At 63.8% G+C, this 23,512-nt stretch carries 22 protein-coding genes and 1 pseudogene; 9 read left to right on the top strand and 14 right to left on the bottom strand.

The features are described from left to right. Nucleotides 1–91: 91 nt before the first annotated feature. Nucleotides 92–640, top strand: coding sequence for an invasion associated locus B family protein (locus NKJ58_RS16575; RefSeq protein ID WP_031197668.1), 549 nt, complete (start codon nt 92–94; stop codon nt 638–640). A 55-nt stretch (nt 641–695) separates the two neighbouring features. Here the strand turns inward: NKJ58_RS16575 and NKJ58_RS16570 are convergent, their stop codons facing one another. From NKJ58_RS16570 to NKJ58_RS16530, 9 genes and pseudogenes are all read right to left on the bottom strand, one after another. Further along, complete coding sequence (locus tag NKJ58_RS16570; protein ID WP_023692049.1) at nt 696–2,204, bottom strand: aldehyde dehydrogenase family protein; 1,509 nt, start codon at nt 2,202–2,204, stop codon at nt 696–698. 20 nt (nt 2,205–2,224) lie between these two features. Then, nucleotides 2,225–2,569 (bottom strand): cupin domain-containing protein, encoded by a 345-nt coding sequence (locus tag NKJ58_RS16565; protein ID WP_023737483.1) that lies wholly within the window; start codon nt 2,567–2,569, stop codon nt 2,225–2,227. A gap of 123 nt (nt 2,570–2,692) precedes the next feature. Beyond that, nucleotides 2,693–2,935: pseudogene (locus tag NKJ58_RS16560) on the bottom strand (cupin domain-containing protein); the annotation flags it as partial. A 21-nt stretch (nt 2,936–2,956) separates the two neighbouring features. Beyond that, nucleotides 2,957–3,307, bottom strand: a complete 351-nt coding sequence (locus tag NKJ58_RS16555; RefSeq protein ID WP_352853470.1) for a cupin domain-containing protein — start codon at nt 3,305–3,307, stop codon at nt 2,957–2,959. Beyond that, nucleotides 3,304–4,578, bottom strand: a complete 1,275-nt coding sequence (locus NKJ58_RS16550; RefSeq protein ID WP_352853468.1) for a glycosyltransferase — start codon at nt 4,576–4,578, stop codon at nt 3,304–3,306. Before NKJ58_RS16550 ends, NKJ58_RS16555 begins: the two co-directional genes overlap by 4 nt. Before the next feature lie 9 nt (nt 4,579–4,587). After that, on the bottom strand, nt 4,588–5,661 hold the full coding sequence (locus tag NKJ58_RS16545; RefSeq protein ID WP_352853466.1) for an ABC transporter ATP-binding protein: 1,074 nt from the start codon (nt 5,659–5,661) through the stop codon (nt 4,588–4,590). Continuing rightward, complete coding sequence (locus NKJ58_RS16540) at nt 5,658–6,449, bottom strand: ABC transporter permease (protein WP_023672946.1); 792 nt, start codon at nt 6,447–6,449, stop codon at nt 5,658–5,660. The genes NKJ58_RS16545 and NKJ58_RS16540 overlap by 4 nt, the downstream gene beginning before the upstream one ends. A 186-nt stretch (nt 6,450–6,635) precedes the next feature. Then, the gene (locus tag NKJ58_RS16535; RefSeq protein WP_352853480.1) at nt 6,636–7,478 is read right to left on the bottom strand and encodes an ABC transporter permease; all 843 of its coding nucleotides are present in this window, start codon (nt 7,476–7,478) and stop codon (nt 6,636–6,638) included. Between the two features lie 94 nt (nt 7,479–7,572). Beyond that, the gene (locus NKJ58_RS16530) at nt 7,573–8,637 is read right to left on the bottom strand and encodes a polyamine ABC transporter substrate-binding protein (protein ID WP_352853464.1); all 1,065 of its coding nucleotides are present in this window, start codon (nt 8,635–8,637) and stop codon (nt 7,573–7,575) included. Between the two features lie 235 nt (nt 8,638–8,872). Between NKJ58_RS16530 and NKJ58_RS16525 the strand changes: the two genes are divergently transcribed. Genes NKJ58_RS16525 through ggt form a run of 5 tightly spaced genes read left to right on the top strand, consistent with a single transcriptional unit; the run spans nt 8,873 to nt 15,426 of the window. Beyond that, nucleotides 8,873–9,811 carry an FCD domain-containing protein gene (locus tag NKJ58_RS16525; protein ID WP_352853462.1) on the top strand — a complete coding sequence of 313 codons (939 nt, stop codon included), beginning with the start codon at nt 8,873–8,875 and terminating at the stop codon, nt 9,809–9,811. Nucleotides 9,812–9,821: 10 nt separating this feature from the next. Beyond that, nucleotides 9,822–11,105, top strand: a complete 1,284-nt coding sequence (locus tag NKJ58_RS16520; RefSeq protein WP_023698837.1) for a glycosyltransferase — start codon at nt 9,822–9,824, stop codon at nt 11,103–11,105. Between the two features lie 6 nt (nt 11,106–11,111). Further along, entirely contained in the window at nt 11,112–12,494 is a 1,383-nt protein-coding gene (locus NKJ58_RS16515; protein ID WP_023698836.1) for a glutamine synthetase family protein, read from the top strand. Between the two features lie 2 nt (nt 12,495–12,496). Further along, entirely contained in the window at nt 12,497–13,798 is a 1,302-nt protein-coding gene (locus NKJ58_RS16510) for an NAD(P)/FAD-dependent oxidoreductase (RefSeq protein WP_031201307.1), read from the top strand. A gap of 41 nt (nt 13,799–13,839) precedes the next feature. Beyond that, a complete protein-coding gene (gene ggt, locus NKJ58_RS16505) occupies nt 13,840–15,426 on the top strand; it encodes a gamma-glutamyltransferase (protein ID WP_023704262.1) in 1,587 nt (528 codons plus the stop codon). A gap of 22 nt (nt 15,427–15,448) precedes the next feature. Here ggt and NKJ58_RS16500 read toward each other — a convergent pair whose 3' ends face one another. The 5 genes from NKJ58_RS16500 to NKJ58_RS16480 all read right to left on the bottom strand — a co-directional run bounded on the left by NKJ58_RS16500 (nt 15,449) and on the right by NKJ58_RS16480 (nt 19,831). Continuing rightward, nucleotides 15,449–15,613, bottom strand: coding sequence for a hypothetical protein (locus tag NKJ58_RS16500; RefSeq protein WP_023701459.1), 165 nt, complete (start codon nt 15,611–15,613; stop codon nt 15,449–15,451). Further along, nucleotides 15,610–16,665, bottom strand: coding sequence for an ABC transporter ATP-binding protein (locus tag NKJ58_RS16495; protein ID WP_023685718.1), 1,056 nt, complete (start codon nt 16,663–16,665; stop codon nt 15,610–15,612). Before NKJ58_RS16495 ends, NKJ58_RS16500 begins: the two co-directional genes overlap by 4 nt. An 11-nt stretch (nt 16,666–16,676) precedes the next feature. Further along, complete coding sequence (locus NKJ58_RS16490) at nt 16,677–17,510, bottom strand: carbohydrate ABC transporter permease (protein ID WP_023686650.1); 834 nt, start codon at nt 17,508–17,510, stop codon at nt 16,677–16,679. A gap of 10 nt (nt 17,511–17,520) precedes the next feature. Further along, nucleotides 17,521–18,450, bottom strand: a complete 930-nt coding sequence (locus NKJ58_RS16485; protein WP_155923309.1) for a carbohydrate ABC transporter permease — start codon at nt 18,448–18,450, stop codon at nt 17,521–17,523. Between the two features lie 67 nt (nt 18,451–18,517). Continuing rightward, entirely contained in the window at nt 18,518–19,831 is a 1,314-nt protein-coding gene (locus tag NKJ58_RS16480) for an ABC transporter substrate-binding protein (RefSeq protein ID WP_023672935.1), read from the bottom strand. 237 nt (nt 19,832–20,068) lie between these two features. On the opposite strand from NKJ58_RS16480, the gene NKJ58_RS16475 reads away from it, so the two are divergent. The 3 genes from NKJ58_RS16475 to NKJ58_RS16465 are packed head-to-tail and all read left to right on the top strand — an operon-like array spanning nt 20,069 to nt 23,510. After that, nucleotides 20,069–20,746, top strand: coding sequence for a beta/alpha barrel domain-containing protein (locus tag NKJ58_RS16475; protein ID WP_023672934.1), 678 nt, complete (start codon nt 20,069–20,071; stop codon nt 20,744–20,746). After that, on the top strand, nt 20,746–22,203 hold the full coding sequence (locus NKJ58_RS16470) for a xylulokinase (protein ID WP_352853459.1): 1,458 nt from the start codon (nt 20,746–20,748) through the stop codon (nt 22,201–22,203). The genes NKJ58_RS16475 and NKJ58_RS16470 overlap by 1 nt, the downstream gene beginning before the upstream one ends. A gap of 14 nt (nt 22,204–22,217) precedes the next feature. Next, the gene (locus NKJ58_RS16465; protein WP_352853457.1) at nt 22,218–23,510 is read left to right on the top strand and encodes an iron-containing alcohol dehydrogenase; all 1,293 of its coding nucleotides are present in this window, start codon (nt 22,218–22,220) and stop codon (nt 23,508–23,510) included. Nucleotides 23,511–23,512 lie beyond the last annotated feature (2 nt).

Genomic DNA, 23,512 nt, shown 5'->3' with positions numbered 1-23,512 from the left:
TAGCCGACGCTCATGTACCGTATTGGCTTCCCCGCCAGGCTCGGCTGTTGTATCAACGCGCTCGGCGAAACCCTGACACGACGAGGATCGGGTGGCTTCATTGCTGAGAACCGTTTGTGGGCGGGCCGCCTGGGTCGGCGCGCTATGGCTGGTTGTGTCGGCAGGGTCGGTGCTTGCCGAAGAGCCGAAGTCAACCAAATCTGCCGAGACGAAGCCTGCAGAAGGCAATCCGTGGGCGCTAAACTGCGCCAGCGGATCGGCCGGCACCGAGCTTCAATGCCAGGTCTCCCAAAACCTTACCGAGGCCAAGACGGGGCAGCGCGTTCTTACCGTTACGGTTCGCCGCGACAATGGCAACGGCAACCTCGCCATGCTGCTGGCCTTGCCGCACGGGCTGTTCCTGCCTTCCGGCGCCTCGTACCAGATCGACCAGGGGCAGAAGACGACCATCGCCATCCAGACCAGCGACCAGAACGGCGCCTATGCCGCGACCCCTTTGTCGGCGGACCTCGTCAAGGCGATGAAATCGGGAACCAACCTGAACATCGGCATGGAGTCGGTGACGCGCAAGCCGGTGACCATTCCGGTCTCGCTTGCCGGATTCACTGCCGCGATCGACAAGCTTCAAGCGTTGAAATAGCCGGCCTATCTCGGCAGATGCGTAAGCATCAGCTTACGTTTTGGACTGGCCGGGCTCACACGTGCTTGCGGCCGCCTGTCTCGCGGAACCAGCTGTCGGGGTAAGGGTACCACCAGTCCTGGATCGCCGGTCTGTGGTCGATGATGACCATCTTGGAGCGTCGGAAGGCGTCGAGTCCCTGGCGTCCCAGCTCGCGGCCAAGGCCTGATGCCTTCCAGCCGCCGAAGGGCAAGGCGTCATTGTCGATCAGCGGGTTGTTGACCCAGACCATGCCGGCCTCGAGCCGCTCGGCCGCCTCATGCGCCTCGGCGAGGTCGGTGGTGAACACCGAGGCGCCGAGGCCGAACGGGCTGTCATTGGCAAGCCGGATCGCCTCGTCGAAATCCTTGACGCGGCAGATCGCGGCGACCGGTCCGAAACACTCTTCGCGTACGATCGCCATATCGGGGGTGACGCCGGTCAGGATCGTTGGCTCGTAGAACCAGCCAGTGTTGTGCGCCGGCGGAATGCGCCCGCCGGCAACGGCTATAGCGCCGTTGCTGATAGCATCATCGACCAGCCGCATCACTTTCGCCCGGGCGGCTTCGCTGACCAGCGGGCCGATCTCGGTCTTGTCCATGCCATTGCCGATGCGCAGCGCCCGCGTCTCCTCGGCGAACAGCTCGACGAAGCGATCGTGAACCGAGTCGACGACAAAGAAGCGTTCGGCCGAGGTGCAGACCTGGCCGGTCAGGTGGAAGGCTGCGGTGACGCTGCCGGCAGCGGCCACCTCCAGCGGCGCGTGCTCGCTGATGATCAGCGGATCGCTGCCGCCGGCTTCGATGACGCAAGGCTTCATGCGCTCGGCGCAGGCGACTGCCACGGCTTTGCCGGCGGCGAACGAGCCGGTGAAGGCGACAGCGTGGGTGCGCTCGGAGGCGATCAGCGCCTGCGCGGTGGCGGCCGTGCCGGGCAGGCAGGAGACCAGCCCTTCGGGCAGCGAGCGGAACACGGTCATGTAATCGAGTGTCGACAGCGTCGTGGCTTCGGCCGGCTTGATGATGCAGCCATTGCCGGCGGCAAGCGAGGCCGCAACCGTCCAGCACATCAGCAGGATCGGGAAGTTGTAGGGCATGATGTGGACGGAGACGCCATACGGCTCGTAGCGCGCATACTGGAACGAACCGGCCTGGGTCGTGCCGGCGATCTTGCCGGCATCGTCGCGCGCCATCTCGGCGTAGTAGCGGAAGATCGGTGCGCAATTGGCGATCTCGCCGATCGCTTCGGGATAAGGCTTGCCCATCTCGCGCACCATCAGCTCTGCGCAGCGGGTGAAGTCTGCCGCCTCGATAGCGTTGGCGACGGCGTGCAGGTGTTTGGCCCTGCTCTTGGCATCGAGCTTCTTCCAGGCGGCTTGTGCCGTGGTTGCGGCACACAGCACCGCATCGATCTCACCGTCCGTTGCGGCGGAGATCGAGCCGACGGTCTCCAGCGTCGCCGGATCGATCACCGGTTTTGCCGTGCCGGTCATCGGCCGGTAGTCCGGATTGACGAAGAAAGCCGGTCGGTCAGCGGAGAATTGCATGGTCATCCTTTCAGGTCCGCTCAGCGGATCATGTAGACCTTCTTGATGGTCTCATGGACGGTGCAGACGCCTTTCCAATTCTGAGGAAAGAACGCCGCCGTGTCCGGCTCGATCTGGATGACCTCGCCCGATTCGTGCACATAGGTGCAGCGGCCCTCGAGGAAGTGGCAGAACTCGTCGCGGGTGACATGGCAGTGCCATTTGCCGGGGGTGCAGACCCACAGGCCGCATTCCGAACGGCCCTCCGGCCCCTTGTAGAGCAGCTTGCCCGAGGTGTGGGACTCGCCCTCGATCATGGTCGGGATGACGCCCCAGTCGACGAGGTCGGTGATGGCAAGTGGGGATTGCATGATTGGCGTGGTCATGGCGATTTCCTTTAAAAAAGTGCTCAGCGGCACATGAAGGCCTTGGTCAGTGTTTGTGTGATGGGTGGAGGTGCCGGCCCAGCCGGCGGGGAAGAACACCAGCGTGCCGGCCTCGACCGGGATCTCTTCGCCATTCTCGCGGACATAGGTCCCGCGGCCCGACAGGAAATGGCAGAACTCGTCGGCGGCAAAGGTAACCTTGCGGCTGCCTGGCGTGCACGACCACAGGCCGCATTCGCTTGAGCCGTCCGGGTTCTGCGAGAGGATCCTGCCCGAGGCGCGCGGCGGGCCGGCAAGCGTGTTGCTGCCCCCGCCCCAGTCCTCCAGTTTCACGGTCGAGGCCTTTGGCCAGTGCGGTGTCGGCATATTGGGAAGCTCCGTTGCTGTTCAAGCCAGCATGTAGACGTTGCGCATGGTCTCATGCACGGTGCATTCGCCTGTCCAGCCGGCAGGGAACATGACCACGGTCCCGGCTGCGACTTCTACCACCTCCCCGGCATCCGACCGGTAGCTCGCGCGGCCGGCGACGAAATGGCACAATTCGTCGCGCGGAATCGAGAGCCGCCAGCGGCCGGGCGTGCACATCCAGATGCCGGATTCCGGCTGGTTGTTGGGTCCTTTGTGGACAAGCCTGCCGGTCGAGTGCGACGCGCCGTCCAGCGCGTCGGACTGGGCGCCCCAGTCGACGAGGTCGGTGCGGGTGGAGGCTTGGTAAAGGTGCGGGGCGGAGGAGGTCACAGCAACTTCTCCAGCAACCCTGCGGCCTTTTCCGGCCCGTTCTGGGCATGCATCTGCGCCGAGGTCTTCGCCAGCCTGATCTTCATCTTCGGGTCAGTCAGGCAGGCTTCGATCTTGCTGACCATCTGGGCGTCGCTCCAGTCGTAGCGCGGCATACCGAACCCGTGGCCGGTTTCCTGGACGCGGGTGGCGTTGTCGTGGCCGTCCCAGACATAGGGCATGATGATGGCCGGCTTGCCGAAATAGAGGCACTCTGTGAACGAGTTGTTGCCGCCATGGTGGATGACCGCATCGACTTGCGGAATGACCGAAGGCTGCGGAAACCAGCTCTCGACGATGACGTTGCCCGGCACATCCGTGTACAGGTCCTTGTAGCCGCCGACATTGACCAACGCGCGGTAACGGGTCTTGCCCAGTGTTGTGATGATGCGCTTCAACAAATCGACATCGCCGGCGCCGAGGCTGCCGAAGGAGACATAGAGCAGCGGCCCGTCATTGTTCTCGGCGAATGTCGGCACGGTATAGGGCTTTTCCTGCCGCACGCAGCCTTCCAGATACTGGAACTTTGCCGGGTCGAGCGGATGGCGGCGCTTGAACTTTGCCGCTTCGGGATAGAGCAGCAGATTGAGATAGGGCGAGGCCTCGAAGAACTGGCCGACGGGGTAGGGCGCTTCATTGTTTGCGGTGAGGAAGGCGTTGAAGTCGTCGTGGATGGGCTTGATCACCGCATTGAAATGATCGCGATAGCGCTGGTGGCCCACATGGTCGTTCTCGCCGCAACCGGAGAGATGCGGCGGGATGTCCTCATCCTCGATCTCGTTTTCCGAGCAGGAGATGACGCGCACCCAAGGCTTGCCGAACTGTTTGATGGCCGGAAACAGGATGACATTGTCGACGCAAATAACATCAGGCTTGATGGCGGCTAGGACTCGCGGCAAATCCTTCTGCGCCCATTTGGCGCTGTCGACGATCGCGGTCCAGCAATCCTTCACGTAATTGTCGACCTGATCGTAGGGCGATTTGCGGAAGTTCGGGATGTGGCCGTTGATGAAGTCTTCCCAGAATTTCGCCATCTGCTCGGGCGGCATCGGCTCCGACAGGTTCACCGGATGCGCTTCGAAGCCGTAACCCTTGTAGACATCGACAAAGCCGGGGTCGGACAGGAACACTGCCTTATGGCCGCGCGCCTCGACCGCTTGCGCGATGCCGACCGAATTGAGCGCCGGGCCGTAGGCCGCTTCGGGAAAAAACGCGATCGTCTTCTGCGCCATCAAGCTCTCCTATTCCTGAAAAATTCTGACATCGGCGGCGTCCCAGCCGAGTTCGACCTGATCGCCTGACGAGACCGGCCGGCGGTCGGCGGCATCGGCGGTGACGCGCACCAGAAATGGTTTTGGCGACAGAGGCGTGCGGATATGCAACTGCAGGTCCAGCCCGTGATAGGCCAGCGCCTCGACCATGCCGGCGGTGCGGTTGGCGGTCTCGGGTGACGGGAACAGCCGGATGCGTTCGGGTCGCACCGAGGCCACGGCGGAAGCGCCGGGTGAAAGCGCGGCGGGAACCTTGCCGGCAATGCGCGCGCCGTTCGCGGCGATCACGCCATCCGCAGACACCTTGCCCGGTACGAAATTCATCACGCCGATGAAGTCGGCGACGAAACGGTCGGCGGGATGCTCGTAGATCACGTGCGGCGCGTCGCATTGCAGCAACTGGCCGTCCTTGAGCACCGCCATGCGGTCGGCCATGACGAGTGACTCTTCCTGGTCGTGGGTGACGATGACGAAGGTGATGCCGACTTCGTGCTGCAGGCGCTTCAGCTCCAACTGCATGGCGCCGCGCAGTTTCTTGTCGAGCGCCCCGAGCGGTTCGTCGAGCAGCAGCAACCGAGGCCGTTTGACCAGCGCGCGGGCGAGCGCGACGCGCTGCTTCTGGCCACCCGACAATTGCTCAGGCTTACGGTCGGCGAAGGGGACAAGCTCGGTGGTGGCCAGAATGGCCTCGACGCGGGAACGGATTTCAGCTTTCGGCAAGCGCTCCATCTCCAATCCGTAGGAGACATTGGCGCGCACGCTCATATGCGGGAACAGCGCGTAGGACTGGAACATCAGATTGACCGGCCGCTTGTTGGGCGAGGTCCGGGCGATGTCCTTGCCATCGAGCAGTATGCGGCCGTCGGTTGGCGTCTCGAAGCCGGCCAGCATGCGCAGCAGCGTGGTCTTGCCGCAGCCGGAGGGTCCAAGCAGCGCGAAGAACTCGTTTTCGCGGATGTCGAGCGAGATGCCGTCGACGGCGGTGACCCGGCCGAACTTCTTCGAAACGTTATCAATGGCCAGCAGCGTGCGCGGTTCGCTCATTGGCCGATGATCCCACGGTTGAGCCGCTGCGACAGGGTCAGCGCGGTGATGGATACCGCCATGACGATGGTCGCCAGCGCGTTGATCTCCGGCGTGATGCCGAAGCGGATCATGGCGTAGATCTGCATCGGCAGCGTCGTCGAGGCGCGGCCGGCACCGGCGGTGAAGAAGGCGATGATGAACTCGTCGACCGAGAGCGTGAAGGCAAGCAGAGCGCCGGCGATCACTGCCGGCGCGATGACCGGCAATGTCACACGCCGGAAGGTGGTCAGAGCCGAGGCGCCGAGGTCGGCGGAGGCCTCGACGATCGACCAGTCGAAACTCTTTAGCCTTGCGCGCACCACCGAGCAGACGAAGGCGAGGTTGAAGACGACATGGGCGAGGATGATGGTGTGCAGGCCCATGGTCAGGTTTAGCATGGAGAAGAACGACAGCAGAGCGATCGCCAGGACGATGTCGGGGATGATCATCGGTGCGAAGATCAGCGCCTCGAGACCCCTGCCGTATTGCCGGCGCATCTCGATGCCGATGGCCAGCAGCGTGCCGAGCAGCGTGGCGATGGCCGTGGAGACCAACGCCACGATCAGCGTGTTGAGCGCAGCGGAAAGGATTGCGGAATTGCCGGCCAGCGAGGCATACCATTTCAGCGAAAAGCCCGACCATGCCGTCGGCAATCCGCCTTCGTTGAAGGACAGCGCCACCAGCACGGCGATCGGGATGTAGAGGAAGGCGAAGACGAGGGTGAGGATCGTCCGCATGCCGAGCGTACGGGTGAAGGAATGGGTCATCGCCGGCCTCCGACAATTGGAACGCAAGCGAACGACCAGAGTCCTTCTTCCCGTTCACGGGGAGAAGATGCCGGCAGGCAGACGGGGGGCAGCGTTGAGCGTCGCAAAGGTTGACGCCGCCCCTCATCCGCCCCTTCGGGGCACCTTCTCCCGGTGAACGGGGAGAAAGCAAGAATTGCGCAGCGCTCAGCCATCGGCGTCGCCCCTTGCCTCAGCCGCACGCCCCGCGGCGCGGTCGGCGGCGAGCGCCTGCGCCATCAGCACCAGAAGCATGATGGCGATCAGCGCCATCGCCAATGCCGCGCCAAACGGCCAGTCATTGGCGGTCAGGAACTGGTCGTAGACGAGGTTGCCGATCATCTGGAAGCGGCCGCCGCCAAGCAGCGCCGGGGTGACGAAATTGCCGATCGACAGCACAAAGACGAAGACAGCACCCGCAGCGATGCCGGGCACGGTCAGCGGCAGGATGACACGTCGGAAGGTGGTGGCAGCGGAGGCGCCGAGATCGCGTGAGGCCTCGGCCAGTTCCGGGTTGAGGCGTGACAGCGGCGCGTAGCAGGCGAGGATGACGAAGGGCAGATAGTTGTAGACGAGGCCTGCGATGACCGAGCCTTCGGTATAGAGCATCGAGGGCGGTTCGCCGGTGTAGCCGAACCAGCGCAAGAGCTGGGTGATCAGGCCTTCGCGGTTCAGCAGCACGATCCAGGCATAGGTGCGGATCAGGTAGTTGGACCAGAACGGCAGCACGGCGAAAAACAGGAACACCGGCTGCCACCGGCGCGGGGCGGCCGCGATCGCATAGGCGGCGGCATAGCCGATCACCACCGCGATCAGGGTCGCGGTGCCGGCGATACGCGCCGATTTGAGTAAGATGCCGGCATAGAGCGGGTCGAAGACCAACCCGAAATTTTCCAGCGTCAAAGTGTAGTCGATGCCGCCATAGACGCCGCGCCGGAAGAAGGCGAGCGCCAGCACCAGGGCGCATGGGATAACCATCAGCGCGGTCAGCCAGACCAGCGCCGGGGCCATCAGCAGAGAGGAACGAAGTCGGGTCTGGGACAATTTCTCGGGTACCGCTCAGGGCCGGCGGCAGAAGTGCTGCCGGCCGTGAAGTCTGCGCCGCTTACTGCGCGGCCTTGATCTCGCTGACGATCTTGGAATAGTCGCGCTGGGCTTCGCCGACGTCACGCAACTGCTCGAACTTGACGAGATCGGCCACCGGCATCGCCATGTTGGGGAATTTGGCCAGGAAGTCGGCCGGCAGGCTTTCCATCGCCGGCTTGTTCGGCACCTTGTAGTCGATGTTCTGCGCCGCCCAGGCGTGGTTCTTGGCGTCGAGCATGAAGTTGATGAACTTGAAGGCGTCGTCCTTGTGCTCGGACGCCTTCATCACCACCATCGTGTCGACCCACAGGTCCGAACCTTCTTTAGGGATGACGTATTTGATCTCCGGCTTGTCGGCGATGCCGTAATTGCACCAGCCGTCCCAGGCCTGCACCATCAGCGCCTCGCCGGAAACCAGCTTGGAATAGAAGGTGGTGTCGTCATAGGCGAGCAGGGTCTTCTTGGCGGAGATCAAGAGGTCCTTGACCTCGGCCATCTTGGCCGGGTCGGTCTCGTTGACCGAATAGCCCTTGTCGAGCTGCCCGGCGGCCAGCAGCCAGCGATCGGTCGCCAGCATGGTGGTCTTGCCCTTCATCTCGTCGGAAGGGGCGAGCAGGTCGCTCCAGCTCGTGGGCGCCGTCTTGACAAGGTCAGAGCGGTAGCAGAGGCCCGTCGTGCCCCAGGTGTAAGGCACGGAGAAAGCGTTGCCGGCATCGTGCGGCAGCTTGGTCGCTTCGGGATAGAGGTTGGCGAGGTTGGGGATCTTGGCATGGTCGATCGGCTCGGTCAGGCCAAGCTTGTTTAATACTTCGGCGAAGGGCGAGGAGACGAAGACCACGTCATAGCCCTTGCCGCCGGCGGCAATCAGCTTGCCCATGATCTCTTCATTGGTGGCGTGCACCACCACTTCGCCGGCAACGCCGGTGACGGTCTTGAAAGCGGCCATGGCGTCGGGTGCCATGTACCCATCCCAGTTCGAAATAACGAGGTCGGCTGCGGCGGCCGGCCCCGAGAGCGTCAGGGCGAGACCGAGAGCGATTGAGGATGTATTGAGCGCACGGCGCCGCAGGCTGGTAGCGGGCATGGCAGTCTCCCATTCGGTTTGATCGTCGAAATCATTTGCCGGACCGAGGCCGGCGACGCGCGCGCCTGCCTCGATCCTGTTCCCTCGGTCTTTTCTCGCCGATTGTGCCGACAGTACTATTGCAGAAAAAAGTACGTCAATCCATAATCTGTCAACCGACGGAGGAATTTGGCCGATTGTCCCTGTTCCGGCGATCAGCCAGACCAATGCGCCACATTCGCATTCGAGAAAAGTCATGCAAGCCGTAGCCAGACGACCTCGCACCAACCATCTCGATCTGGCGCAGCGCATCCTGGATGTGGCGCGGCAGCGTGGCTTCGAGCCTGGCGCCCGCCTGCCCGAACAGCAGATCGCCTCGCTGTGCAATGTCTCGCGCACGCCCGTACGCGCCGCACTCGGCCTGCTCGCGGAACGGGGCGTGGCGCGCTGGGAGGCCGACAGCGGTTATCATCTGACGGTCGACCTCGCCGCCCAGCCCGCCATTGCCGCCGAACTACCCAGTGCGGAGGAAGACGAGCTCGCCGAAGCCATCCTGCGCGACCGCTCGGCGCGACGGTTGGACCAGACGGTGACCATCGCGGGGCTGATGCGACGCTACGACGCTGATCGCAAGACGGTACTAAAAGCACTTAACAAACTGACCGACGAGAATCTTCTGGATCGTGCGCCTGGGCAATCCTGGTTGTTTCGCCGCGCGCCGGACGATCCGGAGGCGCAAGGCGAAAGCTACGAGTTCCGCCTGGTGCTAGAGCCGGCGGCCATCCTGACGCCAGGCTTTCGGCTGGACGGGGCGCGGGCAGCAATGTTGCGGCAAGGCATGGAAGCGCTTGCAGCGCTGCCGGACGAGACATTCGACACGCGCGAGTTCCAGCGGCTGGACATGGATTTTCATGGCATGATCGCCGAGGGCTGCGCCAACCGTTTTGTGTCGGATGCATTGGCCGATCATCTCCGCCTGCGCCGGCTGCCGGGCATCTATTCCGGCGTCAACGTGTTTCGGCTGCGGCAATCGTTGCGCGAACACTCGGGCATACTCGACTATCTTGAAAGCCGGCAGTATGAGGTGGCTGCCGATCTGCTTCGCATCCACCTGCGGCTCTCCCGCAGCCAGCGACCGCAAGCAGCCAGCCGCGGAGCTCCCGCACTGTTCAGCATGATCAGCCGGCCGGATTGAAGAGGAATAATTGACGCGTAAAGCCAGCCCGACCATCGCGCTGTTTCCCGAAGCCAGTTTCGGCGCCGCGTTGAATTGCGTCGGTATCGCACAGGCATTGCGCGCACGGGGCGCTCGCCCCGTCTTCATCTGCCATGCCGGCTTCTCCGGCGTCTTTACCGACTATGGCTTCCAGGAATACCATCTGCCGACGGATGAGCCGCTGAGCGACAGCGACCGCCAGAGCTATTGGCAGGCCTTCGTGCGCCGGCACCTGCCGCATTTCCGGCTGAGCCCGATCGACCAGCTCGAGACCTATGTCGCGCCGACCTGGCAAGCGATCGTCGACACCGCCGTTAACGCCGAGGCGCCGCTGCGCCAATTGCTGGCGCGGCTGAAGCCGGACGCGGTGGTGCTCGACAACGTCATCATGTTCCCGGCGATCGCCGCCGCCGGCTGCCCGTGGGTGCGCGTCGTCTCCTGTGCCGAGACGGAACTGCCGGATGCCGAGGTGCCGCCCTATCTCTCGGGGATGGGTGCCGACGACCCGCAACGTGCGGCGTTCGAAGCGCGCTATCTCGCGGCCTCCGCACCCGCGCATGAGCGCTTCAACCGTTTTCGTGCGGATGCCGGCCTGGCGCCGTTGCCCAAGGGCCTGTTCCTCGAGACATCACCCGACCTCAATCTGCTGCTGACGCCAGCGATCGTACGGCGTGAGCGGGCCGAGCCGCTCGACCCCAAACGCTTTGTCTATCTCGAAGGCTGCGTGCGTTCGGAAGGGCCATTCGAGGTGCCGGTGTTTCCGCGCAATGGCGGCCCGCTGGTCTATGTCAGCTTCGGCAGCCTCGGCGCGATGGATGTCGGGCTGATCGAGCGCATGCTCGCCGTCTTCGACAGGCTGCCGGCGCGCTTCATCGTCAATGCCGGCGGCCTGCGCGACGCCTATCGCGCGGTGCCGGACAATGTCTATCTCGACGCCTGGTTTCCGCAGCCTTCGGTGGTGGCGAAGTCGGACCTGTTCATCCACCATGGCGGCAACAACAGCTTTTGCGAGGCGCTGCGCTTCGGCGTGCCGTCGCTGATCATGCCCTATTGCTGGGACGGTCACGACAATGCGCAACGCGCGGGAGAGACAGGTGTCGGCGACCATATCGGCCGCGACGCCTGGACGGAAGGGGGATTGGAGAGAGCCATTCTCGGCCTGCTGGCCGACGATGCGATGCGCGCCCGCCTCAGGGACAATGCTGCCAAGATGGCGCTGACCCCTGGAACGGATGTGGCCGCGCAAGCCATACTCTCTCTCATAGGTACGTGAACCAAAATGCAGGACAAAAATACCAACACCGCTCTCTTCACCGGCAACGATCCCAAGGCCTGGCTCGCCCAGCACGGCATCACGGAGGTCGAGTGCCTGGTGCCCGACATGAATGGCGTGCTGCGCGGCAAGGCGCTGCCGACGGTGAAATTCCTCAAGGCGCTGGAAGACCGCGCACTCTACCTGCCGAGCAGCGCTTTCCTGGTCAGCATCGATGGCCGCTACTCCGGTTCCATCGACGAAGGCTTTGCCTATCAAGACCCGGATATGCGCATGGTGCCTGATATGTCGACGCTGTGCCTGGCGCCGGGCGGTGGCGTCGGCAAAGCCTATGTCTTCGCCGACGCCTTCCACATGCAAGGCAAGCCCTGGATGGCCTCGCCACGACATGTGCTGCGCGCCGTGCTCGATCTCTACCGGAAGCGCGGTTGGCGCGCGGTGGTGGCGCCGGAAATCGAATTCTATCTGACCGCGCCCAATCCGAATCCCGACCAGCCGCTGACGGCACCGGTTGGCGCCAATGGCCGCGCCGAGGGCTCGCAGCATCCCTATGACATGGTGGCGCTGGAAGAATTCGAGCCGGTGATAAGGCGCGTCTATGATTATGCCGCAGCCGCCGGCCTGCCGCTCGACACGCTGATCCATGAGTCCGGCACCGCGCAGCTGGAGATCAATCTCTTGCACGGCGACGCGGTGCCGCTCGCCGACCAGGTGCTGCTGTTCAAGCGGCTGACTCGCCAAGCGGCGCAACAGAGCGGCATGCACGCGACCTTCATGGCCAAGCCGATCGCGGCGCAGGCGGGAAGCTCGATGCATCTGCACATGTCTGTCGTCGATGAAACGACAGGCGCCGCGCTGTTTGCCGACAGAGATGATGCAGACACCGAAATGTTCGGCCATTTCATCGGCGGCCTGCAGAGATATGTGCCCGAGATCATGCCGCTGTTCGCACCCAACGTGAACTCGTTCCGCCGCATCCGGCCGAACCACAGCGCACCGGCCAACATCGAATGGTCGCATGACAACCGCTCTTGCGGCCTGCGCGTGCCGGCAGGTGGCCGCGCCGCCCGGCGGGTAGAGAACCGCTTGCCGGGAGCGGATTGCAATCCCTATCTGGCGATCGCCGGTTCGCTGCTTGCCGGCTATCTCGGCGTCGAGCAGAAGCTGGCGCGCTCGGCTGAGGCCTCGGGCAATGCCTACAAGATCAAAAGCACGCTGCCGAAAACGATGGAGGAGGCGCTTGATCGTTTCATTGCTTGCGAGCCGGTGCGGGCATTGCTCGGCGAGGATTTTTTCCAGACCTATCTGCGCGTCAAGAGCGTCGAACTCGACCTGTTCCAGAGCGTGGTGACGAGCTGGGAACGCGACCATTTGCTGCTGAAGGTGTGATCATGGCCTCCGGCTCAACGGGTTTCAATTCGAGCCTCGATATCGGCAATTCCTATTATGTCGCCACCGCCAATCCGGCGCCGGACCATCCGGCGCTGGTGGGAGATGTCGGCGCCGATCTGGTGGTGGTCGGCGGCGGCTGCACCGGCCTGTCGGCCGCCCTTCATGCCGCCGAGCGCGGCCTGAAGGTGGTGCTGCTCGAAGGCGGCAAGATCGGCTGGGGCGCGTCGGGCCGCAATGGCGGCCAGATGATCCCTGGCCTGCGCAAAGGCGCCAAGGGGTTGGTCAAGCTTTACGGCCCCGAGCGGGCGAAGGCGCTGTTCGACCTCGCCTTCGAGGCGCGGGGCCTGGTGCTCGACATCATCGAGCGCCACGCCATCGATTGCGATCTGCGGCTGACCGGCCATCTCGTCGGTGCCGTTAATGGCTCCGACCTCAGGGATCTCGAAGACGAGGCCAAATGCCTCGAGAGCGTGATGAAGTTCCGCGACGTCGAGATCCTGTCGGCGGCGCAGGCACGCGGCAAGGTGGACACGCCCTATCATGGCGCGATGTATGAGCCGCTTGGCGGCCATATGCATCCGCTGAACTACACGCTCGGCCTTGCCCGTGCCGCCGTGGCGGCCGGTGTCGTCATCCATGAAAATTCCGTCGCGGTAAAGCTGGAGCGCGAGCCTTCGATCCGGGTCTCGACGGCGCAGGGGTCGGTAAGGGCCAAACATGTCGTGCTGGCCGGCGACGCGTTGCTGCATGGGCTGGAGCCGCGCGTCAACAGCCGCATCATGCCGGTCGGCAACTACATCGTCGCCACCGAACCGCTGGAGGGCAAACACAATGTCATCCCGGCCAATGTCGCGGTGTCCGACACGCGCTTCGTCGTCAACTACTACCGCATGTCGGCGGACGGTCGGCTGCTGTTCGGCGGCGGCGAGCGCTACACGCCATCGCCGCCGGCCGACATCGCTGGCTTCGTGCGGCCGCACATGGAGGCCACCTTCCCGCAACTGAAGGGCTGCCGCATCGATCATGCCTGGGGCGGTCTGGTGTCGGTGACCACGTCGCGGCTGCCGCATGTCGGGCACTATGGCGAGGTCTATTTCGCGCATGGCTATTCCGGCAAGGGCGTCATCCTGTCAACGCTGTCGGGCAAGCTCTTGGCCGAAGCGATTACGGGCGACGCCTCGCGGCTGGACCTGTTCTCGACGCTGACGCCGATGCCGTTCCCGGGCGGTACGGCGCTGCGGGGCCCGCTCTATGTGCTGGGGATGTTGTGGTACGCCATGCGCGACCGCATCAAGCATTGAAGGCTGCGGCCGGCGGGCGCGAAATCATTGGAGGCGATTGCATGCGTGATTTTCAGTCCCCCGGACGCTCGCCAGTTCGCGCGACAGAAGCGATGGCGGCGACATCGCATCCGCTGGCGACGCTGGCCGCCATCGACATGCTGCGCTCCGGCGGCAATGCCATGGATGCCGCTGTGTGCGCTGCGGCGGTGCAAGGCGTCGTCGAGCCGCAATCGACCGGCATCGCCGGCGACTGTTTTGTGCTCTACAGTCCCAAAGGCGAGGGCGATGTTCTCGCTTTCAACGGCTCGGGGCGTTCGCCCGCTGCGGCAACCGCCGAATGGTATCTGGAGCGGGGGCATTGCGAACTGCCTGCGGCCGGACCGCATGCCGTCACCATACCAGGCGCCATCGATGCATGGTGCCGGCTACTCGAGGACCACGGAAAAAAGGGCATCGACGCCGCGCTGGCGCCAGCCATTCGCTATGCCGAACAAGGCTATGTCGTTCATGATCGCGTCGCCTTCGACTGGGCCGACGAGGTCGCCCTGCTCTCAGCCGATGAACATGCCGCGCGCATATTCCTGCCCGAGGGAAGGGCGCCGCAAGCCGGCGATGTGCATCGGCAGCCGCACTTGGCGGACACCTTGCGCATCATCTCCAACCGAGGCCGTGCAGGGTTTTATGAAGGTGAAGTCGCGGACGATCTGGTGGAACGTCTTCGCGCGCTGGGCGGGCTGCATGCATTGGAGGATTTCGCCGAGACCCAAGGCGACTACGTCACGTCGGTGAATACGTCCTATCGCGGCTACGATATCCATCAGATGCCACCGAACAATCAGGGCATGACGGCGCTGATCATGCTGAATGTGCTTTCGGGCTTCAGCCTTGGTTCGTTGGAGCCGAACAGTGCCCAGCGGCTGCATCTCGAGATCGAAGCCGGCCGGCTTGCCTACCAGGACCGCGATACTTTCATCGGCGACCAGGATTTCGTCCAGGTCCCCGTCGAACAACTGCTGTCGGCAGCTTATGCGGAGCGGCTGCGCGCCGCCATCGATCCGGCCCTCGCCATGACGCATCTGCCGCGGCTTGAGCTGCCGCGCAGCGACACCGTCTATATCTCCGTGGTCGACCGCGACCGCAATGCAGTCAGCTTCATCAACTCGACCTTCGGTTCCTTCGGCAGCGGCGTCGTCGGTCCCAAGACAGGCGTCGTGCTGCAGAATCGCGGCAGCAGTTTTCGCCTCACGGAAGGCCATCCAAATCGTATCGCGCCGCGAAAGCGACCGATGCACACCATCATGCCTGGCATGGCGACGCGAGGGGGTAAGGTGGTGATGCCGTTCGGGGTGATGGGCGGCGGCTACCAGCCGTTCGGCCATGTCCATCTGTTGACCAACATGATCGATTTCGGGATGGACCCGCAGCAGGCACTGGATGCGCCACGGGTGTTCTACAAGGACAATGCCGTGCTGGCCGAGCGCGGGATTCCGGCTGAGGCGATCGCCGGCCTGCGTCAGCGCGGTCATCAGGTTTCGATCGCCGAGGAGCCGCATGGCGGCGGCCAGCTGGTGCTGATCGATTGGGAAAAGGGCACGCTCACCGGTGCCTCCGATCCTCGCAAGGACGGTTGTGCGCTGGGCTACTGATCTGCGTTGCTGGAATGCGCATTCAGAACCAGATCAGCCAGACAAGCTGCAGGGTTACCAGTGCAATGGCGTCCCAGAAGATGAGTTCGCCTGTCGAGAACCAGCGCCGCGACCGGTTGAAGCTGTAGAACAGCCACCAGACCAAGGCTGCGGCGGCCAGCGGCACCAAAGCGAGCAGCGTGCTCACGGCAGCCGCGCTCCCGACACAGCATCGAATGTGTGCAGCGCTGCCGGCGGAAAGCGTAGATAAAGCGGCTGGCCGGGATCGAAAGCGCGATCGTCATTCACAGTCCTGACGATCAGCGCGTTGGCCTCGCTATTGGCGAAGATCAGCACGTCCGGCTCGACCGGTTCGACGACGTCGACGGCAAACAGGATGGCGTCGCCGGCAGTCGCGTCGACAAGCTGGATCTGCTCCGGGCGAATGCCGAGCACGATGGGACCATCAGGCTTTCCCGGAAGCGGGCAAGTGAAACCGCTGGCGTGGAAGACGCCGGCGCGGACATCGCCATCGAACGTGTTCATCGCTGGACGGCCGATGAATTCGGCGATGAAGCGATTGGCAGGCCGCCGATAGATCTCGCGCGGGTCGTCGTACTGGATCAGTGCGCCTTCGCGCAACACCGCGACCCTGGTCGCCAGCGTCATCGCCTCTTCCTGGTCGTGGGTGACGAAGACGAAGGTCTTTTTCAGCTCGCGATGCAGACGCTTCAGCTCGGTGCGCATGTGGAGCCGCAACAAGGCGTCGAGATTGGACAGCGGCTCGTCCATCAGACAGAGGCTCGGCTGCCAGACGAGTGCGCGGGCCACAGCCACGCGCTGCGCCTGGCCGCCCGACAATTGCGAAGGGCGGCGGTCGAGGTAACGGGTGATTTCGAGCAGCTCGGCCATGGCGCGGACGCAGCGGTCAAGCTCGGCGGCCGGCATCTTTCGGATGCGCAAGGGATAGGCGATGTTCTCGTAGACGCTCTTATGGCTGTAGAGCGCATAGTTCTGGAACACCATGCCCATGCCGCGCAGGCGCGGCGGCAGGTCGGTGACATCGAGGCCCTCGACCATGATGCGCCCGGCGGTCGGCCGCTCCAGCCCGGCGAGCAGCCGGCAGGCTGTCGTCTTGCCGGAACCGGACGGGCCGAGCAGAACCAGGAATTCGCCGGGCTCGAAAGCAAGATCGAGCGCCTGCAGCGCCACCGTCCCGTCCGGGAAGGCCTTGGTGACGCCGTCGAAAACAATTGCCATACAAGATCCCTTCAACCCTTGACCGCGCCGAAGGTGAGGCCGCGGACGAGCTGTTTCTGGACAAGGAACGTGAAAAGCACGATCGGCAGCGTTGCCACGATCGCGACTGCCGCGACCTGTCCCCAGAGCGTGCCATGCGGCGTCACCAGCCCCGGTATGCCGACGGTCAGCGGCCGCCCGTCGAAAGCGACGAGGATGAAGGCATAGAGGAACTCGTTCCACGACAGGATGAAGCAGAGCACCGCTGTGGCGCCGATGCCGGGTGCGGCCAGCGGCGCGACGACGAAGAAGAATGCGCCGAGCCGCGAGCGGCCGTCCATCATCGCGGCCTCGTCGATCTCCCTGGGGATTTCGGCGAAGAAGCCGCGCATCATCCAGACGACGAGCGACAGGTTGAAGGAGGTGTGGGCGATCACAACGGCGTAGATGGTGTCGATCAGGCCCAGCGAGGTGAAGAACAGGAACAGCGGCACGGCGATTGAGATCGGCGGCGCCATGCGCGTGGTCAGGAAGAAGAAGAACAGGTCTTCCTTGCCGGGAAAATCCGAGCGGGCAAAGCCATAGGCCGCTGGCGCGCCGATGACGATGCAGAGTATGGTCGACGACACCGAGATCAGCACCGAATTGATCGCCAGCGGCCAGTATCCCTTGTCGATGAAGACGGCGGGATAGTTGGCAAGCGTCGGCGAAAAAATCCATTTCGGCACAGAAGACAGAAGATCGACGCGGTTCTTGAACGACGCCAGCACCATCCAGACATAAGGCGTCAGCGCCACCACGACGGCGACGAGCAACACCGCCCAGGCAAAGCTTTTCCAGGCGCGGTTGGTGGACTGATCGATCATCGCAGCGCCCTCAAAACGCCCCCACCTGCTTGCGGCTCGACCAGTAGACGGCCTTGTAGAAGACCGAGCACAGGATCAGCACGACGAGATAGATCATGAAGGCGACCGCGGCGCCGTAGCCGAGGTCCCAGTTACGGAAATTGACGCGGTAGGCGTAGATCGAGACCAGCTCGGTCAGCGTTCCCGGTCCGCCGCCGGTCATCAGGAAAACCTTGTCGAACTCCTTGAAGGCGTCGATGCCGCGCAGCAGCAGCACGAGCGCGATGACCGGCCGCAGCAGCGGCAGCATGACGTTTCGGAAAATCTGGAACGGTTTGGCGCCATCCATCATCGCCGCCTCGAACGGCGCGCGCGGCAGGCTCATCATCCCGGCGAGCATGATCAGGGTGACGAAAGGCGTCCACTGCCAGACATCGATGGCGACGATGGTCGGAAACACCAGGTCGGGTGCCGAAAGCACCGCCGAATTCTGCGCCAGCAGGCCGACCTTGCGCATGTAGAAGGTGAGCATGCCGAAATCGCCCTGCAACAGCAGCCGCCAGATCAGCCCGACGGCGACCGGCGCGATCATCATCGGGATGAGCAGCAGTGTGGTGAGAAGCCGCTGGCTGGCGACGAAGCGGAAGATCAGGAAGGCCAGCGCAAAGCCGAGCAGGAATTCCAGGCCGACGGCGATGATGACGAATTTCAGCGTCAGCAGGAACGATGCCCAGAAGAATGGGTCGTTGCGCATCAGCTTGCGGAAATTGTCGAAACCGACGAAGGCGCCGGCATGGCTGGCGTCGGCGAAGCTGAGGTCGGTCAGCGCGGTGTAGACCATGTAGTAGAACGGGCCGACCAGGAAGACGACGACGAGCAGCGTCGCCGGCAGCATCAAGAGCGGCCCCACCCCACGGTCGAGAAGCGGCATTCCGCGCGGCGATGGAGTGCGGTTCGTCACGGGCGTTTCCTGCGGACAAGAACGGCTACCCGCTTGTGCGGGTAGCCTCTGCGCGACATCTCAAGGCCTATCGTGCCGGATAGGTCATGGGTGCGCAAGAACCGAGCAGTGTCGAGATGTCGGTGGCGGCGGTGTCGAGGGCGGCCTGCGCCTCCTTTTCGCCGGCGAGGTAGGATGACAGTTCGCGCACTAGTATGTCGGTCATCTCGGCCGATTGCGGCAGCGTCGCCTTCGGCACCGCATGCTCGTTGGCCTCCATCGAAGCCTTGGCATAGGGCAGCTTCTGCACCTCGGCGGAGGCATAGACATCCGGCCGACCTGAAGCGCCGCCATTGAGATGCTGTTCGAGCTGGCGGTCATAGCCCATCATCCACTGGACGAAGAGGAAGGCGGCCTGCTGGTTCTTCGAATAGACCGGGATGAGATAGGTCCAGCCCTCGACCTGGCCGATCTTCCCGCCGTCGCCTTGCGGCACGAGATCGAAGCCAACCTTGCCGACCACGGTGGAGGCCGTGGTGTCGACCGACACGGCATAGGTTGCGTCGTTCCACATGATCAGCTCGGCGACCTTGGCTTGCTGCATCAGCGCCATGACATCATCCCAGAAATAGTTGAGGCTGTCCGGCGGCGAGAATTGCAGCAGGCTCTTGTAATATTCGAGCGAGGCGACGGCCTTGGGGCTGTTGACGATGACCGGGCCGCAGGCCGAGCCGCTCTTCACGTCGAGCACGTCGCCGCCGAAGGAATAAAGGAAATTGAGCCACTCATACCACAGTGCCTCATGGCGCTTGCCCTGCAGGGCGGTGCCGTAAAAACCCTGGTCGGGGCGATAGAACCATTCGGCGATATCGCGGTATTGCTTCCAGTCCTTGGCGGGAGCGAGGCCGTAGCCATACTTGGCCTTGAAGCCTGCCTGCTCCTTGGGATCGGCGAGCAGGTCCGAGCGATACCACATGAACATGTTGAGCACTGTGAAGGGGAAGCCGTACTCCTTGCCGTCATACCAGGAGATTTCGTGCCAGGCGGTCTGGTAGAGCTGCTTCTCCGGCTCGAAGCTCGGATCGCGCAAAGCCGGGTCGGCCATCATCTTGGCGATTTCGACCAGATGGTTGTTGGTGGCGAACTTGCCGAGTTCGCGATGCGGCTGGATGATGACGTCGTAGCGGCCGCGGTGCGAGTTGAGATCGAGCTGCACCTTGTTGACGGCTTCCGAGTGCTCGTACATCTCGACTTCGACATGGATGCCGGTCTGTTTTTCAAACTCCGGCGCCATCTTCTTCAGCGCTTCGAGCGGCGGCAGCGCCTCGCCGACCATGCGGATGGTCTGGCCGCTATAGGGTTTCGACGCCTCTTTCAGATCCCACGCGTCCGCTTGTGTCACTTGCCACGTCAGGGGCCACACAAATACGACTGCGACGAGCAGTCTGGACGCGGTACGTCTCAGCGGCTTGAGCATTCTTCCCTCTCCCTAGAAGTCGTGCCTGGCGGGCCGGCGCCCGTTTTGTCATAAAATGTGTGGTACTGCAAATCAAAATGTGGCACCTTGCAACAAATGGTTGGGAGGTGTTAACAGACCGGCAGCAAACCGGCTTTCCCGACCAGGCGAGGGACCTTTCGGATGGACTTCATCTTCATGCTGACGCGCAACGATCGCACGGTCGAGGACTGTCTCGACCTGGTCGATTTGATTGAGCCGGTCGGCCTGAAGCATGTCGGCTTCAAGGATATTGGCGTCGCGCCGGATGTGCTGCGCAAGCTCGCTGTCGCCATTGGCCGGACAGGCGCCACCACTTACATGGAAGTTGTCTCGACGACGGCTGAGGCCTGCCTTAATTCCGCGCGCATCGCCAGGGATCTCGGCATCCAGCGCCTGCTCGGTGGTACCCAGGTCGACGAGATCATGGCGTTGCTGGAGGGGAGCGGCACCGAATACTACCCTTTTCCCGGGCGGCCGGTCGGCCATCCGACCAAGCTCGGCGGTTCGGCCGAGGATGTCGAGGCCGACTGCCGGGCCTTCGCCGAGAAGGGTTGTGCGGGATGCGACATCCTCGCCTATCGCGCCACCGAGGCCGACCCGGCCGAACTGGTGCGCGCAGCCCGGCGCGGGCTTGGTCCGTCGCGGCATCTGATCGTCGCCGGCGCTGTGGCATCAGCCGATCGGATCAAGGCAATCAAGCTGGCCGGCGCCAACGCTTTTACCATTGGCACAGCGGTTTTCGATGGCTCCTATTCGCCGACGAAAGGTTCTATCCTCTCGCAACTGCGGGATGTCCTCGCGGATTGCGAGCGTGTCTAATGCCAGTCATCGGCATCGATCTCGGCACACAAAGCCTAAAGGCGATCGTTGTCGATGACGAATTGCGGCTGCGTGGCGAGGCCGCTGTGTTGTACCAGCCGGCCTTCCCGGCGCCCGGCTGGGCCGAACAGAACCCGGCGCTGTGGCTGGCGGCGCTCAAGCCGGCCATTGCCGGCGCGCTCGACAAGGCTGGGCTTGCGCCGTCCGACATCAAGGGTATTGCCATTGCCGGCCAGCTCGACGGCTGCGTCGCGGTCGATCGCAATGGTGAGGCGCTGGCTCCGTGCATCATCTGGATGGACCGGCGGGCGGCAGGAGAGATCGCCGCCATCGACCCGGACTTCATCCGTGAGCGCACCGGTCTCGTTCTGGACGCCACCCATATGGCGGCGAAAATCCGCTGGGCCGCGCGCAACCTGCCCGAAGCGCGCCGAGTGGCGCTCTGGCATCAACCGGTATCATTCGTGGTCGCAGCGTTGTGCGGTCGTGCCGTCATCGATCACGCGCTGGCCTCGACGACCATGCTCTATGGGCTGAAGGAGCACAATTATGCCGGCGATCTGCTGGCGGCCTTCGACATCGATGCACATAAATTGCCCGGCATCGACGATGCATCTGAGATCGCCGGCGCCTTGACCCACGCCGGCGCCGAGCTCACCGGTCTTCCTGTGGGCACGCCGCTGGCGGTCGGCACCGGCGATGATTTTTCGGCCGCCATAGGCGCCGGGGTTGTCGTGCCCGGTGTCGTCGCCTGCAATCTCGGCACGGCCGAAGTGGTCGGCGCGGTGTCCGGCACGCTTCGCCTCGACCCCGGCGGCCTGGTCGAGACCCATGGCTTTCTCGGCGACGGCTATTTCATCTCCAATCCCGGATGGCTCTCGGGCGGCGCGGTGACGTGGTTTCTAACAACCTTCGGCGTCGATTCGCCGGCGGCGATGTCGGAACTGGCGGCGACGGTGGTTGCCGGCAGCGACGATTTGCTGTTCTTGCCCGCGTTGTCCGGTGCCATGGCGCCGCGCTGGATCGCCGAAGCGCGTGCCGCTTTCTACGGCCTGACATCCTTCCACGGCAAAGCCGCTTGTGCCCGTGCCGTGCTGGAGGGCTGTGCCTTTGCCATGCGCGACGTGGTCGACCGGCTGGACGATCTCGATATCGCGACGGATCGCATCCGGCTCTCAGGCGGTGGCGCGCGCAGCCGGGTATGGGCGCAAATCCGTGCCGATGTCAGCGGCAGGCCGGTCGAGATCACGGGTGCGGCCGATGCCTCGCCGATCGGTGCGGCAATCCTTGCCGCCGCAGCCATCGGCCTTACCTCCTCAGTGCAGCAGGCGGCTGAAAGGCTGGCCGGCCACATCGAGACGATCGACCCTGATCCTTCCGCCAAGGCCGCCTACGACAGAAGTTACCGCCGGTATCGCACCTTGTTCGATGCCCTGACCCCGCTTCATGCTGATTGACCGGACTGCATCCTATGTCCAGACAAATGCTCGATCGCCTTATTGCCGGCACGCTGCCTGACCCGGACAGCCAGGGAATGCTGTCGGTGCCGCTGAAGACCATCGTCATAGGGCGCGGTCTCGGCGACGAGGCCGATGCGCTGGTCAAGCCGCTGCCGCTCGGCCGCAAGCTCGCCGTGGTCATGGATCCCGACACAAGGCTGGCGCTGGGTGAGAGGGTGTCGATCGGACTGCGTGGCAGCAGCGATGTCGACAAGATCATCCTGCCGCGCCATCCGCATCCGGACATGGACGCGGTGCGATCGGTGATCGCACGCACGAAAGACGCCAGCGGCCTGGTCGCGGTCGGATCTGGCTCGATCAACGACATCACCAAATATGCTGCCCATCTCACCCAAAAACCTTATGCGGTGTTCGGCACCGCGCCATCGATGAACGGCTACACCTCGGTGTCGGCGGCAATCACCGAGGACGGCCTGAAGAAATCGCTGACGGCCAGCCTGCCGGTCGGCGTCTTCCTCGATCTCGATGTCATGGCGCGGGCGCCGCACCGGCTGATCGCTGCCGGCTTCGGCGATTCGATGGCGCGGCCGACCGCGCAGACCGATTGGCTGATGGCGCATCTGTTGCTCGGCACGCCCTACAGGCAGGCGCCGTTCATGCTTCTGGCCGAGGACGAGAAGGCGCTCATCGCCAAGGCCGGCGAACTCGGGACCGGCGACCTTGAGGCGATGGAAGTGCTGGTGCGCACGCTGGTCATGTCCGGTCTCGGCATGACACTGTGCGGCGGCTCTTATCCGGCCAGCCAGGGCGAACATCTGATCGCCCACTATATCGACATGCGGGGCCAGGGATTGCCTGAGGCGCATCACGGCGAACACATAGCGGTGACGACGTTGACGATGGCGCGGCTGCAGGAACGCGTGCTGGCGCTGCGGGAGCTGCAGCTCGCGCCGTCCGCCGATACGCCAGACCGCTTCATCGAAATCTTCGGCGAAACGCTCGGACGTTCCTGCTGGGCGGCATTCAAGCCCAAGCTGCTGGACCGCGAACGGGCAAACGCCATCAACACCATGCTGGCCAAGCAATGGCGCTCGCATCGTGAAAGGCTGGTGCGGGTGGCACGCCCGGCGCGCGAGATCGCGGCAGCACTGCGCGCCGCCGGCGCGCCGACCACGCCGCAGGAGGTTGCCATACCGGCTGGCTTCTACGACGAGGCGGTCGCCAATGCCCGGCTGATCCGCGACAGGTTCACCATGCTCGACGTCGCGGCTGCCTCGCTCGAAACGGTTGCGGCGGGAGCCTGAGC

Source organism: Mesorhizobium sp. M0139, from assembly GCF_040322455.1.
In the GTDB taxonomy this organism is placed as follows: Bacteria; Pseudomonadota; Alphaproteobacteria; order Rhizobiales; family Rhizobiaceae; genus Mesorhizobium.
Note: the sequence above shows the minus strand (reverse complement) of the source record. Positions and strands in the feature narration are given on the sequence as shown.

Excerpts from the sequence above, each read along its gene's own strand:
- NKJ58_RS16570 (WP_023692049.1), bottom strand. The coding sequence starts at position 2,204 with ATGCAATTCTCCGCTGACCGACCGGCTTTCTTCGTCAATCCGGACTAC.
- NKJ58_RS16565 (WP_023737483.1), bottom strand. The coding sequence starts at position 2,569 with ATGACCACGCCAATCATGCAATCCCCACTTGCCATCACCGACCTCGTC.
- NKJ58_RS16550 (WP_352853468.1), bottom strand. The coding sequence starts at position 4,578 with ATGGCGCAGAAGACGATCGCGTTTTTTCCCGAAGCGGCCTACGGCCCG.
- NKJ58_RS16545 (WP_352853466.1), bottom strand. The coding sequence starts at position 5,661 with ATGAGCGAACCGCGCACGCTGCTGGCCATTGATAACGTTTCGAAGAAG.
- NKJ58_RS16540 (WP_023672946.1), bottom strand. The coding sequence starts at position 6,449 with ATGACCCATTCCTTCACCCGTACGCTCGGCATGCGGACGATCCTCACC.
- NKJ58_RS16535 (WP_352853480.1), bottom strand. The coding sequence starts at position 7,478 with ATGGCCCCGGCGCTGGTCTGGCTGACCGCGCTGATGGTTATCCCATGC.
- NKJ58_RS16530 (WP_352853464.1), bottom strand. The coding sequence starts at position 8,637 with ATGCCCGCTACCAGCCTGCGGCGCCGTGCGCTCAATACATCCTCAATC.
- NKJ58_RS16525 (WP_352853462.1), top strand. The coding sequence starts at position 8,873 with ATGCAAGCCGTAGCCAGACGACCTCGCACCAACCATCTCGATCTGGCG.
- NKJ58_RS16515 (WP_023698836.1), top strand. The coding sequence starts at position 11,112 with ATGCAGGACAAAAATACCAACACCGCTCTCTTCACCGGCAACGATCCC.
- NKJ58_RS16510 (WP_031201307.1), top strand. The coding sequence starts at position 12,497 with ATGGCCTCCGGCTCAACGGGTTTCAATTCGAGCCTCGATATCGGCAAT.
- ggt (WP_023704262.1), top strand. The coding sequence starts at position 13,840 with ATGCGTGATTTTCAGTCCCCCGGACGCTCGCCAGTTCGCGCGACAGAA.
- NKJ58_RS16495 (WP_023685718.1), bottom strand. The coding sequence starts at position 16,665 with ATGGCAATTGTTTTCGACGGCGTCACCAAGGCCTTCCCGGACGGGACG.
- NKJ58_RS16490 (WP_023686650.1), bottom strand. The coding sequence starts at position 17,510 with ATGATCGATCAGTCCACCAACCGCGCCTGGAAAAGCTTTGCCTGGGCG.
- NKJ58_RS16475 (WP_023672934.1), top strand. The coding sequence starts at position 20,069 with ATGGACTTCATCTTCATGCTGACGCGCAACGATCGCACGGTCGAGGAC.
- NKJ58_RS16470 (WP_352853459.1), top strand. The coding sequence starts at position 20,746 with ATGCCAGTCATCGGCATCGATCTCGGCACACAAAGCCTAAAGGCGATC.
- NKJ58_RS16465 (WP_352853457.1), top strand. The coding sequence starts at position 22,218 with ATGTCCAGACAAATGCTCGATCGCCTTATTGCCGGCACGCTGCCTGAC.